The organism is Arthrobacter sp. NicSoilB11, from assembly GCF_019977375.1.
Taxonomy (GTDB): domain Bacteria; phylum Actinomycetota; class Actinomycetes; order Actinomycetales; family Micrococcaceae; genus Arthrobacter.
Window position 1 is genome coordinate 3,385,159 of the sequence record NZ_AP024657.1, and the last position, 13,862, is coordinate 3,399,020.

Annotated in this window: 11 protein-coding genes; all 11 read left to right on the top strand. The window is 54.6% G+C overall.

The features are described from left to right. Positions 1-119 precede the first annotated feature (119 nt). The 11 genes from LDO14_RS15785 to LDO14_RS15835 all read left to right on the top strand — a co-directional run bounded on the left by LDO14_RS15785 (position 120) and on the right by LDO14_RS15835 (position 13,841). On the top strand, positions 120-1,208 hold the full coding sequence (locus LDO14_RS15785; protein WP_263422509.1) for a glycosyltransferase: 1,089 nt from the start codon (positions 120-122) through the stop codon (positions 1,206-1,208). Next, on the top strand, positions 1,201-2,259 hold the full coding sequence (locus LDO14_RS15790) for a glycosyltransferase (RefSeq protein ID WP_223992473.1): 1,059 nt from the start codon (positions 1,201-1,203) through the stop codon (positions 2,257-2,259). Before LDO14_RS15785 ends, LDO14_RS15790 begins: the two co-directional genes overlap by 8 nt. After that, positions 2,256-3,335, top strand: a complete 1,080-nt coding sequence (locus tag LDO14_RS15795; RefSeq protein ID WP_223992475.1) for a glycosyltransferase family 4 protein — start codon at positions 2,256-2,258, stop codon at positions 3,333-3,335. Before LDO14_RS15790 ends, LDO14_RS15795 begins: the two co-directional genes overlap by 4 nt. A gap of 78 nt (positions 3,336-3,413) precedes the next feature. Then, entirely contained in the window at positions 3,414-4,622 is a 1,209-nt protein-coding gene (locus LDO14_RS15800; RefSeq protein WP_223992477.1) for a glycosyltransferase, read from the top strand. A gap of 704 nt (positions 4,623-5,326) precedes the next feature. After that, positions 5,327-6,109 carry a hypothetical protein gene (locus tag LDO14_RS15805; RefSeq protein ID WP_223992479.1) on the top strand — a complete coding sequence of 261 codons (783 nt, stop codon included), beginning with the start codon at positions 5,327-5,329 and terminating at the stop codon, positions 6,107-6,109. Continuing rightward, positions 6,102-7,211: a glycosyltransferase family 4 protein gene (locus LDO14_RS15810; RefSeq protein ID WP_223992481.1), complete on the top strand. Its 1,110-nt coding sequence runs from the start codon at positions 6,102-6,104 to the stop codon at positions 7,209-7,211. Before LDO14_RS15805 ends, LDO14_RS15810 begins: the two co-directional genes overlap by 8 nt. 64 nt (positions 7,212-7,275) lie before the next feature. Then, positions 7,276-8,442 carry an oligosaccharide flippase family protein gene (locus tag LDO14_RS15815; protein WP_263422481.1) on the top strand — a complete coding sequence of 389 codons (1,167 nt, stop codon included), beginning with the start codon at positions 7,276-7,278 and terminating at the stop codon, positions 8,440-8,442. Positions 8,443-8,447: 5 nt separating this feature from the next. After that, on the top strand, positions 8,448-8,927 hold the full coding sequence (locus LDO14_RS15820; protein ID WP_223992483.1) for a hypothetical protein: 480 nt from the start codon (positions 8,448-8,450) through the stop codon (positions 8,925-8,927). 214 nt (positions 8,928-9,141) lie between these two features. Further along, complete coding sequence (locus LDO14_RS15825; RefSeq protein ID WP_223992485.1) at positions 9,142-10,605, top strand: sugar transferase; 1,464 nt, start codon at positions 9,142-9,144, stop codon at positions 10,603-10,605. Positions 10,606-10,647: 42 nt separating this feature from the next. Then, positions 10,648-11,961 (top strand): UDP-glucose/GDP-mannose dehydrogenase family protein, encoded by a 1,314-nt coding sequence (locus LDO14_RS15830; protein ID WP_223992487.1) that lies wholly within the window; start codon positions 10,648-10,650, stop codon positions 11,959-11,961. A 722-nt stretch (positions 11,962-12,683) separates the two neighbouring features. Then, the gene (locus LDO14_RS15835; RefSeq protein WP_263422482.1) at positions 12,684-13,841 is read left to right on the top strand and encodes a DUF4012 domain-containing protein; all 1,158 of its coding nucleotides are present in this window, start codon (positions 12,684-12,686) and stop codon (positions 13,839-13,841) included. Positions 13,842-13,862 lie beyond the last annotated feature (21 nt).

Below are 13,862 nucleotides of genomic sequence, written 5' to 3' on the forward strand. Positions count from 1 at the left end.
AGACTCGCTGACGTTGTGCCGCAGTCACAAAGCTACCTCTGAAGGAGCCACTCTTGCCAGGAATAGTTGTCCATGAATGGATAGAACCGTCCGGAGGAGCCGAGAAGGTAGTGGAGGCAATGCTCGACGCCTTTCCGCGCAGTGAACTATTTTGTCTCTGGAACGACGACCCGAGCAAGTATGAAGGTCGGCAAGTTCACGAATCTATCTTGGCTAAGACTTTCCTTCGCCGAAAAAAGTCCATGGCATTGCCGGCAATGCCACTCATTTGGCGTAGCCTACGGTTTTCCAAAAGCTTCGACTGGGTGCTCGCGAGTTCTCATCTGTTCGCACATCAAGCTACATTGCCATTCCAGCAAAGCCCTTACAAAAAATTTGTATATGCTCACACCCCTGCGCGTTACCTATGGGTTCCTGAGTTGGACCGTCGAGGTGACGCGTTGATTCCTAGATTAGGAGCTGCGCTTTTAAAACCTATGGACAAGCGAGCTGCCAAAGAGAATACTGAAATAGCTGCCAACAGCAATTTTGTGCGCGAACGAATTGAGTCGACGTGGGAAGTGGAGTCACGTGTCATTTACCCGCCCGTTGACGTTGATAGAGTGCAGGCGATCTCCTCTTGGGCCGATGAACTGTCAACAGAGGAACAGTCGCTATTGGACTCGCTACCTGATGCGTTCATCCTCGGCGCCTCACGTTTTGTTCCGTACAAGAGATTGGACCTAGCCATAAAGGCGGGCGCCGACACGGGCACCCCGGTCGTGATTGCCGGCCAAGGCCCAGAGGAGTCGAAGCTCCGTGCTCAAGCGGCAGAAGCACCGGTGCCCGTGCACTTCGTCATCGACCCGTCCGACCGGATGCTGTTTTCTCTCTACGAGCGAGCACTTGTCTTTTGCTTTCCAGCGATTGAGGATTTCGGAATCATGCCCGTAGAAGCAATGGCAGCAGGTGCACCAGTGCTGGTAAATGCAGTCGGAGGTGCGGCAGAGTCCGTGGTAGATGGCGTGACCGGGTACCATCTGCACGATTTTGAACCGGCAACATTCCAAAACGCCCTAGATCGAGCGGCACGGCTGGACAGAGGCCTTATAAAGAAGCGTGCCTTAGCGTTTTCGCGGTCGCGTTTCATAGGCGAATTGCAGAACTGGATCGAACCCAATAGCGAAGCCACGGATCTTCGAGAATTGGGGAGGACCGGAGATGTTTAGTCGGGATGTCCAGGTCCTCGAAGTAGGTGGACGCGGAGGTGTCTATCAGCACAGCCTTGAGGTTGCTCGAGCATTGGCGGAAGCTGGTTATAGCGTAACTCTACATACCGCCTCGGATCCCGAGATTGAGGACGAACGCGTCCGGCTTTGCCGCTGCTTTAGCTGGAAACGAAAAACACGCTTTTTTCGGGGACCATTAATTGCTTTTGGCTTCCTTTTCCTAACAGTGCCCCACATCCTCAAACAGTCGGGTACGGTATGGGTCCAAGGAACCTTCAAACCACTACTCACCATGTATGCGCTCGGCATGCTCCGTCTCTCGAACCGACGGACAATATTTAGTCCGCACAATCTATTCACTCGCTACGGAGGAGCTACAGAGCGCTTCTATATGCAGCGTTGTCTGCGGCTAGCCCATATCGTCGTGTCTTATAACGATACAGATGCTGAAATTCTCGAGTCACTCCAAATAAAAGTTGCTCGCATCCCGCTCTTCATGTATTTACCTTTTGTTTCAGAAAAGACACTGACTGCGTGGCGTAAGAGGCTGCAGCACTCCAGCCCGGATATATGCGTGGTAGGCCAGCTTCGTCTGGATAAAAACCTACCTATGCTGGTGAGAGCGGCATCAGCCGCCGGTAAGTCACTGGTTCTAATGGGTGAGGACGCAGGCGCGCTGGAGGAAGTGGAAGCGGAGATAAGCCGCTTGCCCCATAATACAACTACCGTACTTGAGGGCTTCTTTCCGCTTGAAGACTTAGCAGCAGTAGTGGCGCTTACTGGAGCTGTAGCACTTCCTTACAGCGTGGCGAGCCAGTCCGGGGTAGCTGCATTAGCAAAGGCCTACGATGCAAAGGTTATTGCATATGCAACCGGTGGCCTGAAGGAACAAGCTGACGTTCTTGTCGGCTCGCTCCTTGACTCGGATTGGGAGAAGGTTCTTCGCGAACACGCGTTGCATACGCCCCACCGAGACGTCCGGGCGCCTAAGCCATACAGTGAAGCGCAAATCGCCACTCTTGTATCTCTTTTCGAGGAGGCGTCTCGATGAGCAGTCTGTTAGCATTTTGCATCACGTCAAAAGTCAGTGGTGGTGAAATCTACCTTGTCCAGCTTTTGAGAGCATTGGACGACGCTGGGTGGCAAGTTGCATTGGCGGGCCCCCCTGATAACCAACCGTTGCAGGCCTTATGCCAGGAAAACTCGGTCAGGTATGTAGCTACCGATGTTGGCCCAAAACTCGGTAAGAAGACCGCGCCTGCGGTGCTTCTGAAATGGCGTTCAAATCAACGTGAGTTATTTCGCCTGATTGAGATTGAATCGCCCGACGTCGTCTTTTTCCAGTACAAATTGGAACAAATGCTATGGGCCGGTGCTACTTTAGGCCGAAAAGTAGTCATTTTCGAGCATGGGCCTGTCCCTCGGGCAATTGAGTCTTTTCCCTTCTTTCGGAGAAGGTACAATCGCGCTCTGGCCGCCGCTTCTGAGAGATTCGCAGCCTCGAGACCCGCTGTGAGGGCGATTGAAGCCCGGGGATTCTCATCCCGCATCATCCCCGCGGGCGTGAACAAGCATCAGGTACGCTCTTCCCTGGCTACTGCACATGAGACCCGGCAAATTCTCGAAAGTATGCTTCCCGACTGCACGAGCATCGGAATCTACGCTGGCAGACTTACGGAAGATAAAGGGATAGTAAAAGCTGCACAAGCAATAGCTGATCTCCCTGGGGTTGGCTTGGTCATCGCCGGTAGCGGGCCCAGTCGGAAGAAGTTAGAAGAGATCGCTGATAGCTCTGCCAACATTGTACTCTTGGGGCAGATTACAAACTCAATGCACTTTGCTGCCGCAGCTGACTTTGGCATTTTGCTTACAAGTGATCCTGGAGAAGGACGTCCATTGTTTGCGCTTGAGTGTGTAGCCGTAGGAGTGCCTGTCATAGCGAACGTACACTCGGCCGCCGTTGATGATCTGATCCACGAGGTTGGTCTAGGTCCTGTGCTTGCGATCGATCCTTCCGCACCAAATTCAATAAGCTCCGCGATAAGGACAGTTGAGAAATTTGCCCCTATTGAGTTGGATTGGACTACGGCCGCCGCGGTTTTCGATTCAGCTGTCCGCTCACCTTAATCGAATTACTCACATCAAATCAATTATCTGCGCGGCGGCTAATCCACCACGCTCCATGGATAGGAAGTTCCGGTTCACGTGGAGAACTTTTCTCTCAACCAGCAGCTCAACGGTTTCCCTACTTCTACAAATGTTGTGGTTCTCTCCACCGCTGACTTCAATAGCCCTGTGTGGACAAACAAGCAGCACATGGCTGTCGGACTAGCAGAAGCTGGCTACAACGTTTTTTATGTAGAATCACTTGGGCTTCGTGCACCTACCTTCACCCGCGCTGACATTTCGCGTGTTCTGCGTCATGCGCTCAAGCTCATACGACGGCGGATGAAGAAGTCGGATGCACGACAGCAGCCTGCGTCGCAACCAAACAATTTAGTTTTAATAGCGCCCACGGTGCTTCCCTTTCACGGCCTTCGAATTGTTCGCAAAATCAATGCTGCGCTGATTCGTCGCCTACGACGAGATCACCTTCCCTCTGATGGTAATTACATTCTCTGGACTTTCTCTCCGATTACGTACGGACTAGAGAGCGGATCAAAGGGGGTCGTTTACCACTCTGTTGACCTTCTGCATACTATTCCGGGAGTGCCCACAAAAGCATTGCGAGACGCTGAATCCGCTTTGATGATTGCGGCAGACGTCGTTGTTGCCAGTAGCAAGGGCGTGGAAGATCATCTCAAGATTCTAGACTCAGCTAAGAAAGTTCTCCTATGGGAGAACGTAGCCTCAACAGATCTATTTGCCGCAAGCATGAGCAACAGTGTGCCTCGTGCTATCTTCGCGGGGAATGTGACGCCCACAAAAGTTGACGTTCATATGCTTCGTGGACTGGTAGAAGCCGGTGTTCCTCTCGCTATCGCAGGCCCGATGGGTATTGACGGGTCAACCGGTGACCTTGAACTCAAGAAGCTAGTGGAATCTCCAGGAGTTGAGTACTTGGGAAACCTTGCGTTGGCTGACCTCGCTCGGGAAGTCGGGAGGTCTCAGGTAGGTCTGATCCCCTACTTACGAAACGACTACACAAGTGGTGTCTTTCCCATGAAGGTGTACGAGTACCTGGCGGCCGGTCTCGAAGTCGTATCTACGGACATACCTAGCCTGTCCGAAAAATCTATTGAAGGTCTTCACGTCGTGACTGCAAATCATTTTGTGGAAACTGTGACACGCTCTCTGGCGACATTTACCGAAGAGGGGGCTCGAAAACGTTCTTTGGATGCCAGATCCAATTCTTGGGATAATCGCATCAAAGATGCAACGGCTATCCTGCATGGATTTCGGCGGAAGCAATGAGGCCCCGATTCCGGCCGATCGACGGGCAGTCCGCGCCTTCGGTCCTGCCACTACAGAGGCAAACCGCCTTAGCTTTGCTACTTATCATTAGTGCCGTTCTGGTAGGGATGGCATTCTTGGCGTGGTCTTTAATGGATGGAACGGCGAGTGGTGCCCCTGTATCAGCGTGGCTCATTAATCTCGCTACGACAGTGTTCGTTGCGTCTTCTGCTTGGAACCAGTGTCTGGCTTCCAGCAGGCGAGGCCTTCAGCCCTCACCAATCGGGTCCGCAGTCTTCGCCCCCCTCGTTCTGATGACAGTAACGTTCCCTGCTGCATCACTCGTCTGGAGAGCACGGACTGCAAATGTTGAGAAGCTTACAAGAACGGAACTGGCAACGCCCGAAGCCCTGACATTCGCTCTATTGCTCTTCTCTGCATCTTTAATAGCGTTTTGGTGCGGAGAACGAGTTCTCAAACCAAGATGGAGCTCCCCCGTCACACTTAGTTCCGGGGCGCCACCGCGCTGGCGTGGTGCGCAGCTCATCCTCATCTTTATAGGTTTAGCATCCTCCATCAGCCAACTCGGAGGGGACCGAACGGTCGAATTCTCCGAGCGTGGGACGCAGGAGGGCCAAGGGTTACTCGTTTTGGCGTGGTGGTGCCTACCTTTAGGCATCGCTATTGGTTTCCTGTTCAGCCATTGGGACTCCAAATTTCGGATCGTGCTCAGCCTGATTGGCATTGCTATGATCGTGAACTCTGGGGTCCGAAGTCCGCTACTACTCATCGCCATTGCATTCATACCGCGTCTGGTCTCAACCATAGCCCGCTCGCGCCGGCCCTTTCGGACCTGGACCGCAGCGATCATGGGTTCTTATTTACTTGTAGCGGTGGGAGGTGCCATATCGGTCTGGCGTGGTTCCATAAGGTACGGAAATCCGGTGACATTCGGCGCGGCACTTTACAACGCATGCCTGGATCCCTTAAAAGCATTGACCTCATCAGGAATCGATACAGTAGATGGCTTGCTGCTCGTCTACTCCTTGCCCACCAATATAATTGACGCGAACCTCACGGACTTATTCAAGGTGGTGCAGACTGCAATACCAAGCCAATTCTATCCAAATAAGCCGGAATTTATTAGTAATATCATAAGCCATGAACTCCTCGGCTATGGCGCTGCGGGTATGTTCATGTCCGGCCCCGGTTACTTGATAATGATCGGCGGCAGCTGGTTGGCCGCTATTGTTATTTTCTTTTTGGGAGGAATCATTTTCCGTCAGCTGGCGGGAAGGCGAGTTGGTGGCGTTGCTTGGCTCATTCTCACTTACACGCTCATCCGGTTCGTCATGGGCGGTGATGCTTTCGACTTCTATCAAGGGCTAACATTGGTTTGTATTTCTGTGACGTCATTATTTGCGGCTAAATGCGCTCGGCTCGTTTCTGCGCGGCTACGGCGAGCTGACTTAAAGGCAGGGGAAAGAATGGAGTTTTCCCTTGATTGAGTGGCATGTTCTCGATCCGAGTCAAGAGTTGGCCTCCAACAATGGAGCTGCCATTCTGTGTGTCGCGCGTGAACTAGCAGCTGCGGCGCGGGAACAGGGAACGGAGTCGTTCATAGTTGGGGGCAGACGAGGCTCCATAGATATCGCCGAGGCACTGCCGGTGCTCAAACAGCCCGTCCACGACGGGCATGAATTCCGTTGGTTGCTTGAACGGTCGTATAGATTTTTGACCGGTCACTGCCTCACTCCAGGACTGCGCTTCTTCCCGAGTACGAGCCTTCCGCCGGATGTTGTTATCCTCCACAACTTGCCATGGGCTATATCCGCGATACGCAGGCGGTTCCCAGATGCCAAAGTGATCCTTTACGTTCACAATAAGATATTGAACAAACTACCTTCGTCCTCGTTGCGTGCCGCGCTAGGGAGGTTTGACGACATTGTTTGCGTATCCGAATATATTCGTAATGAACTCGAGGTCAGGTGTCGTTTCAGAACTACAGCTTCACCGAAGTTTCGAACGCTTCACAGCGCTGTCCGCTCAAACCTTCTTTTTACGGAGCGCGATCCTGAGTTTGACGTCGTATATGTGGGACGACTCGTTCCTGAAAAGGGTGTTCACATCCTCACCGAGGCCGCTGCACTGCCAGGCAGAACATGGCGGGTCGCGGTAGTAGGCGGCAAATACTTCGTGCCAGGCGCAGAGGAAGACCCCTATGTCCAACAGCTACACAGCCGGCCTGCTGCTGAGAACCTCGATATCGAATTCACGGGCCCTGTACCTCCAGCAGCAGTGGTGGAGTTCCTAAGTAGGGCACGAGTCGCGGTCGTCCCCTCTGTATGGGAGGAGCCAGCCGGTTTGACGCTTCTGGAGGCCATGGCAAGTCCTGCTGCTGTTGTTGCAAGTCGGGTGGGTGGAATGCCTGAGATGAGCAAGGCCGGTGGCGTCATCTTTGTACCACCATCGGATCCACAGTCTCTTCGAGGTGCGGTGGACGACCTGCTGGCTGATGAGATGAAGCGGAAGCTCGTCGCATCAAAGGGAAGAGATGAAACTGCGGGCCGGTCGTGGGAGGACGTATATGCCGATCTTACGGCTACGTAGACGAATGAATCTGGGTGTCCTCCGCAGCTTCGCTGCTTATAGCTTCGCACCGGCAGTTGGTCTCATGACCGCTCCAATACTCGCTCAAAGCTTGGGCGTCGAGGGCAGGGGCCAGCTGGCGGCCCTTATGCAACCTCTGACGGTGGCCGACTCGCTCGCCGCACTTGGCATTCCTACCGCCACGGCCTTTTACGTCGCACGTGGGGCAGACGTTCGCAGAATGCAGTTCCGAGGGTACGCCGGAGCCTTACTGACCGGTGTGGTGGCCTTTGGAGTTCTGGCCGCTTACAGCTTTAACGTCGCTCAAAGTCAGGGTATCTCCCAGCCTCTGCTTGCCCTCCTCTGGATGTCTGTGATACCTGGTGCGCTTTTAGCGGTGAGAAGGTCCGCCTGGACTGGCCTTCAGCGCTGGAAACGTGTCGACTTGGAGCGCACTGCATTCGCAGGCTCCCGACTGCTCATCATCCTTATGCTCGCCGTATTCGGGCTTGGCGAGGTCATGCCATTTGCCGCTGGGCCAATAATCGTCGGCTTGCTCATTTCGTCTGCCCTGCTGATTCCGAAGTTTCACCCCACGCCTCAGATAGCCGACTACGACGCAGCACCTGCTAAGAAAGATTTTTATCGCTTCAGCATTTATGCCGCTTTTGGGACTGTCTCCGCATCCGCCAGCGCGCGGCTGGATCAAGCGCTGATGCCAAGTCTTACTTCGAGCGAACAGCTGGGCCTCTATGCAGTCGCTGTAACCGTAGCGGAGGTCCCGCTTCTTGTTGGCACTGTGTTGGCCAGGAACCTTATGTCGGAGGCTTCAGCCGGAGAACCGCTGAAGAAGATGCTAAGGCAAATCCTGTTGGGCGCCGGCGTAGCAGTTGTGGGGAGTGTGATTCTGGGCGCTTTGGCGTCTTGGGTTGTTCCATTGATATTTGGAGCTAGCTTCCGTGACAGCTTAGCCCCTATCTATCTTCTACTGCTGTCTACCTGTATGTCCGTCCTGACAATATCGTTTTCTGCCGTACTAACGGGCTGGCATCGCCCTCTTTTGGCCTCAGTCCCGCAAGTAATGTCAGTGGTTGCAGTCATATGCGGATTTGGTGCAATTGGCCAAGGGATATCTGCCGTAGAAACGGCGATCATCGCGGTTGCAGCTCAAACCATTGCCTTCGCAGCTTCTTGTCTTCTTATCGGTCTGATGCGTCCTTCCACGGGACGCCATCGGCGAACTAGAGAGTGAATGGAATGAATCTTCAAGAGCGACTATTAGTTTTGACTCGAAACCCAATTCTTGGATCGATAGCCTATACCATTTTGAAGGTTCTAGGAATTGAACTGCCTCGCTCGGTCCGTCTTGGCGGCCGGGTCTTTTTACCTCATGGCGCGGTTGGCCTTGTGGTTCATGAGACAACGTCTTTGGGCAATGGTGTGACGCTTTTCCAGGGAGTGACCGTCGGCCGCGGCGACCAATACGAGCCCGTCACCGAGAATTCTCCTACCGGCGACGCGGCGGGGGGCGTCGTCATTGGGGACGGTGCCATCTTAAGTGCGGGGGCCAAAGTACTCTTCAAGACAGGAGAGACCCTAACCATAGGTGCTGGCGCGATTGTGGGGGCGAACGCTGTTGTACTGTGTTCCGTTCCTCCTGGCGAAGTCTGGGCTGGAGTGCCTGCAAGAAAAGTCGGCACAGTTTCAAAGTATGGCGACAAGCCGCGTGAGCGATGACTGCCTTGAGAATAGAAGCTCACCGGGAGGGGATGCCGGATTGCGCTCCTGTCAGAGCAGGATGCGCTACAGCGCGAAATTCCAGTGTCACAGCATTTGGGTGGCACCCATCCCAGGCCAAGTTGGCGGTAGTCATGCCGTAGCATTAACGGCTGCCTAGTCAAACGGGCTACATTTACGGAAGTAACTTGGAAAGCATGGGGGACGCAGGTTAATGGGCAGAACGCCGCGCTGGCAGCAGACATACGCTCGGCGCATCAATTTTTTGGACGGTCTTGTGATTGCATGGGCCATCTTCGGCGCCCATCTGCTTCGCTTTGGTCCCTTTGATTCCGAGTCGCTGTCGGGAGTAGTCGTCACCGAAGCCGTTCCCGGTCTACCTCTTCCCTACTGGCTGTTCGGTTGCCTCCTTTTCGTGACTTGGTGGCTTATGTTGGGGGCCTGGGGGAGCAGGCAGACGCGCGTACTCGGCTCGGGACCGGAGGAGTACAAAAGGGTTGCAGCAGCCTCCCTTTGGCTGTTTGGGCTCATCGCAACCTTTTCATATCTGTTTCGAGTAGAAACTGCACGTGGATATGTTGGAATCGCGCTTCCCATAGGTCTTACAGGTTTGCTGGTCTCGCGATGGCTTCTCCGACAGCATCTGAGCATCGACCGTCAAGGTGGGCGGAGCATGTCAAGACTCCTGCTTGTAGGCGGACCGAGCGCCGTAGCCCACCTGGCCGCGTCGCTGAGGACCTCCCCCCACGCGGGGTATTTACCGATCGCTGCCTACACACCCGGGGCTAATGCCTCCCATCATCCTGATACGCACCTTGACCTTCCCGTCATGGGTGTTTCAGCCAATGTGGCGACAATCGTCGAGGCCATAAAAGAATGCGGCGCTGATGCTGTTGCTGTTTCGGCCGGCGTCCAATTACACCCGCAGACACTGCGCCATCTGGGTTGGGAGCTTGCAGCCCAGAACATATCTCTAATAATGGCGCCAGCGTTAACCGATGTTGCCGGTCCACGCATCCATACTCGGCCAGTTGCCGGCCTCCCGCTCATACACGTTACGACTCCAAGCTTGGAGGGCGGTCAGCGGGTAGCCAAACGACTATTTGACATTGTTATCTCCGGTGCCCTGATTACGCTGGCTGCGCCCTTGATGATGATCGTCGCAGTGGTTGTGCGGTTTGATAGCAAGGGGCCAGTACTTTTCCGGCAACAACGGGTGGGTATGGGGGGCAATACGTTTCACATGCTCAAGTTTCGTTCGATGGTAGTTGACGCCGAGCGACAGCTTTCGGTGCTTTCAGACCAAAACGAGGGCAGTGGGGTTCTGTTCAAAATTAAGAATGATCCACGCATCACTCGCGTGGGTCGGTACTTGCGTCGATACAGCGTCGATGAACTCCCTCAACTTTTCAACATTTTTGCGGGATCCATGAGCCTAGTGGGGCCTCGTCCCCCGCTACCACAGGAGGTCGAAGCCTATGAGCGGGATGTGCGACGTCGGCTGTTGGTAAAGCCAGGGCTGACTGGGTTGTGGCAAGTAAGCGGTAGATCGGACTTGTCTTGGCAAGATTCAGTTCGACTGGATTTGTACTACGTCGAAAACTGGTCACTGGCGGGTGATCTAGTGATTCTTTTACGCACTATAAGGGCAGTATTTCGTAGCGCCGGTGCCTACTGAATTCATGGGCAAACACATCGACCCTTTGGGAAGGAACTTAAATTGCGTATTAGTGTTATCGGTTGCGGCTATCTCGGTGCTGTACATGCAGCATGTATGGCGAAGTTGGGCCACGACGTTGTTGGCATAGACGTAGATGAACAAAAAATTTCCGAACTGTCGAGGGGGCGCGCACCTTTTTTTGAACCAGGTCTAGAAAATCTGCTTCAGGAGGTTCAGTCGACAGGACGGCTGAGATTCGCGACTGAATTCGCAGCAGCTGAGGGAAGCTCGGTGCACTTTATCTGTGTCGGTACACCGCAGAAGAAAGGAGAAAACGGGGCCGACTTGACGTTCGTTGATGCGGCCACATCTGCGCTACTCCAGCATCTTTCTCCGGGCGACATAGTTGTAGGAAAGTCTACTGTTCCAGTGGGAACAGCTGGGCGCCTTGTCGCGGTAGTCAAACAGGCTCAGCCGGAAGCGGACCTCCTTTGGAACCCGGAGTTTCTCCGCGAGGGACATGCAGTCTCCGATACCCTCCTTCCGGACAGGCTTGTTTACGGTGTCGACGGAGGGTCCGAAGATCACCGCTCCGTGGAGGTCCTGGACCAGGTATACGCATCAGCCTTGGAAGCTGGTATCCCTAGGCTAATTACAGACCTCCCGACAGCAGAATTGGTTAAGACCGCAGCCAATTCTTTCTTGGCTACAAAGATATCTTTCATCAATGCTATGGCGGAGCTATGCGACGCGGCCGGCGCTGATGTCTCCCTACTCGCAGATGCAATCGGTCTGGACGACAGAATCGGTCGGAAATTTTTGAATGCCGGCATCGGCTTTGGTGGAGGCTGCCTGCCGAAGGACATCCGTGCTTTTATGGCGCGCGCCGGCGAGCTCGGGGCGGACCAAGCACTGACATTCCTTCGTGAAGTAGATGCAATTAATATGCGTCGTCGAACACGTGTCGTCGAGTTGACTCGTGAACTTTGTGGAGGCTCACTTTTGGGACAGCGCATTACCGTTCTAGGCGCAGCTTTCAAACCTGAAAGTGACGATGTGCGAGATTCACCGGCTTTGAGCATTGCAGCTCAACTGCAGTTGCAGGGTGCCGACGTTACGGTGACCGATCCGGAAGCATTGGCAAATGCCGCTCGACGCTTCCCGGAGTTGCACTACGAGAAGTCGACGGGCACCGCACTCAAGGATGCGGATGCCATCCTCCTTCTTACCGAGTGGCAAGAATACCGTGATCTAGATCCATATGAGACCGCATATAGTGTCGCCTATAAGAGGGTTCTAGACGGCAGGAACGTCTTGGACGCCCGCAAGTGGCGCGCTGCCGGTTGGACCTACCGTGGGTTGGGCCGTCCTTGACGATGGCGGATGAAGATAACCTGGAGTCTCCTCCTCAGCCAAGCGGCTCCAGCACGGTGACAAAAAAGTGGCACCGTCCTCCTGTCCTATTCCTTCGAGTAGCGGTGCCGATTCTGGTCGTCGCTATCCTCCTGGGCGCGGGATGCGCGTGGCTAGTGTTCAAGGCGACAACGATTCGCACTGAATTGGAAACGGCCGCCGCTCTCGTGCCACAGCTGAAGCAGGAAATCGTGGCATCAGACGCTGATGCCGCTTCAGGCACTGTGGGGAAACTTCGTGCTCACACTGCCACCGCAAGAGCAGAGGCAGAGGATCCCCTTTGGGCTCTAGCATCCGGGCTTCCGTGGGTGGGACCGAATCTTAGCGCAGTGTCCGAAGTAGCTCGATCCGCGGACGACGTTGCCGCTCTCGGCCTGACGCCGTTGGTCAATGTTTATGAGTCCCTCAACTGGGATGCGCTTATGCCCAGCGGGTCAGGATCGAACCTCGAGCCGCTTCAGTCAGCAGCCCCGAGCGTGAACTCGTCGGCCTACGCAGTTCGTGCATCCTTCGAGAGGCTTGAAGGAATTGACGACACAATACTTTGGCCGCAAGTTGCGGGCCCATTGCAGGAGGCTACGAAAGAGCTGCGGCAAGCGACGGGAGCACTCGACTCCGCAGCTGATGCAGCGAGCATTGCTCCGTCGATGCTCGGCACGAATGGAGCAAGAAGCTACCTTCTAATGATTCAAAACAACGCCGAGGCTCGCGCGTCAGGTGGCATCCCAGGCGCACTTGCAGTCGTCACGCTCGATCACGGTAAGTTATCGCTCGGCGTCCAGAGCAGTGCCGTCGAGGTAGGCACTTCTTCCCCTGCTTTGCCCGTAGATCCCCAACAGGAACAGATCTACAGCACCCGTCTGGGAAAGTACATGCAGGACATCAATCTCACGCCGGACTTTCCCACTGCAGCAGCAACTGCACGGAAGATGTGGGAGAAGAAAACCAGCCAGCGAGTCGATGGCGTCATATCAATCGATCCTGTAGCCCTTAGCTACATTTTGAAATCGACAGGACCGATCGCCGTACACGGTCCCGAACTAGCAACGGTGAAAGCTTCCGGTTTGCCAACCGAACTAACTGCCGACAACGTCGTACCGACACTACTCTCAGACGTCTACGCGAAGATCAAACAACCAAAATTGCAGGACGCATATTTCGCAGGAGTAGCCCGCGAGGCTTTCTCGGCCTTTTCCAGTGGTAAGGGTGAAGCCAAAGGACTTATCGCCGGCTTGTCCCGCGGGACAGAAGAAGGCCGTGTCCTCGTTTGGTCGGCTGATCAATCCGAACAATCCAAAATCTCAAAGTACGCATTGAGCGGCTCTATCTCAGGGCCAAGTGTTTCGCCCGCCCAGTTCGGCGTGTACTTCAACGACGGCACAGGGGCAAAGATGGACTACTACGTGAAGCGCACTGTTCAGCTTGTAAAGGAATGCTCGGCAGACGGCTACGAACAGACAACCGTTCGCATTACCAGCATCAACACAGCACCAGCTGATGCAGCTGACTCCCTGCCTGCCTACGTGACTGGCGGGGGTGTCTTTGGGGTAAAGCCAGGAACGGTGCAGACAAACATCGTGGCGTATGGACCAGTACAAGCAAACGTCGAATCCGCAACCATCGACGGACAGAAGGCACCGTTTGCCCCCTACCTGCACGCGAACCGTCCGGTCGGTGTTGTCGCTCAGCAACTGGCCCCGGGGGAAAGCAGAACCGTCGATTTCACCTTTGGGAAAATTGTCCAGCACGCCGAACCTAACCTAGTTGTCACGCCGACTGTCCAGCCTGTAAAGGACGTTATCCTTGCGACGGCAAATGCGTCTTGTGACCCGGGGCAGTGACGGTCGCGTTAACACTATGTA

Coding starts and splice junctions, on each gene's coding strand:
- LDO14_RS15820 (WP_223992483.1), top strand. CDS start 8,448: ATGAATCTTCAAGAGCGACTATTAGTTTTGACTCGAAACCCAATTCTT.
- LDO14_RS15835 (WP_263422482.1), top strand. CDS start 12,684: ATGATTCAAAACAACGCCGAGGCTCGCGCGTCAGGTGGCATCCCAGGC.
- LDO14_RS15790 (WP_223992473.1), top strand. CDS start 1,201: ATGTTTAGTCGGGATGTCCAGGTCCTCGAAGTAGGTGGACGCGGAGGT.
- LDO14_RS15785 (WP_263422509.1), top strand. CDS start 120: ATGCTCGACGCCTTTCCGCGCAGTGAACTATTTTGTCTCTGGAACGAC.
- LDO14_RS15795 (WP_223992475.1), top strand. CDS start 2,256: ATGAGCAGTCTGTTAGCATTTTGCATCACGTCAAAAGTCAGTGGTGGT.
- LDO14_RS15815 (WP_263422481.1), top strand. CDS start 7,276: ATGACCGCTCCAATACTCGCTCAAAGCTTGGGCGTCGAGGGCAGGGGC.
- LDO14_RS15825 (WP_223992485.1), top strand. CDS start 9,142: ATGGGCAGAACGCCGCGCTGGCAGCAGACATACGCTCGGCGCATCAAT.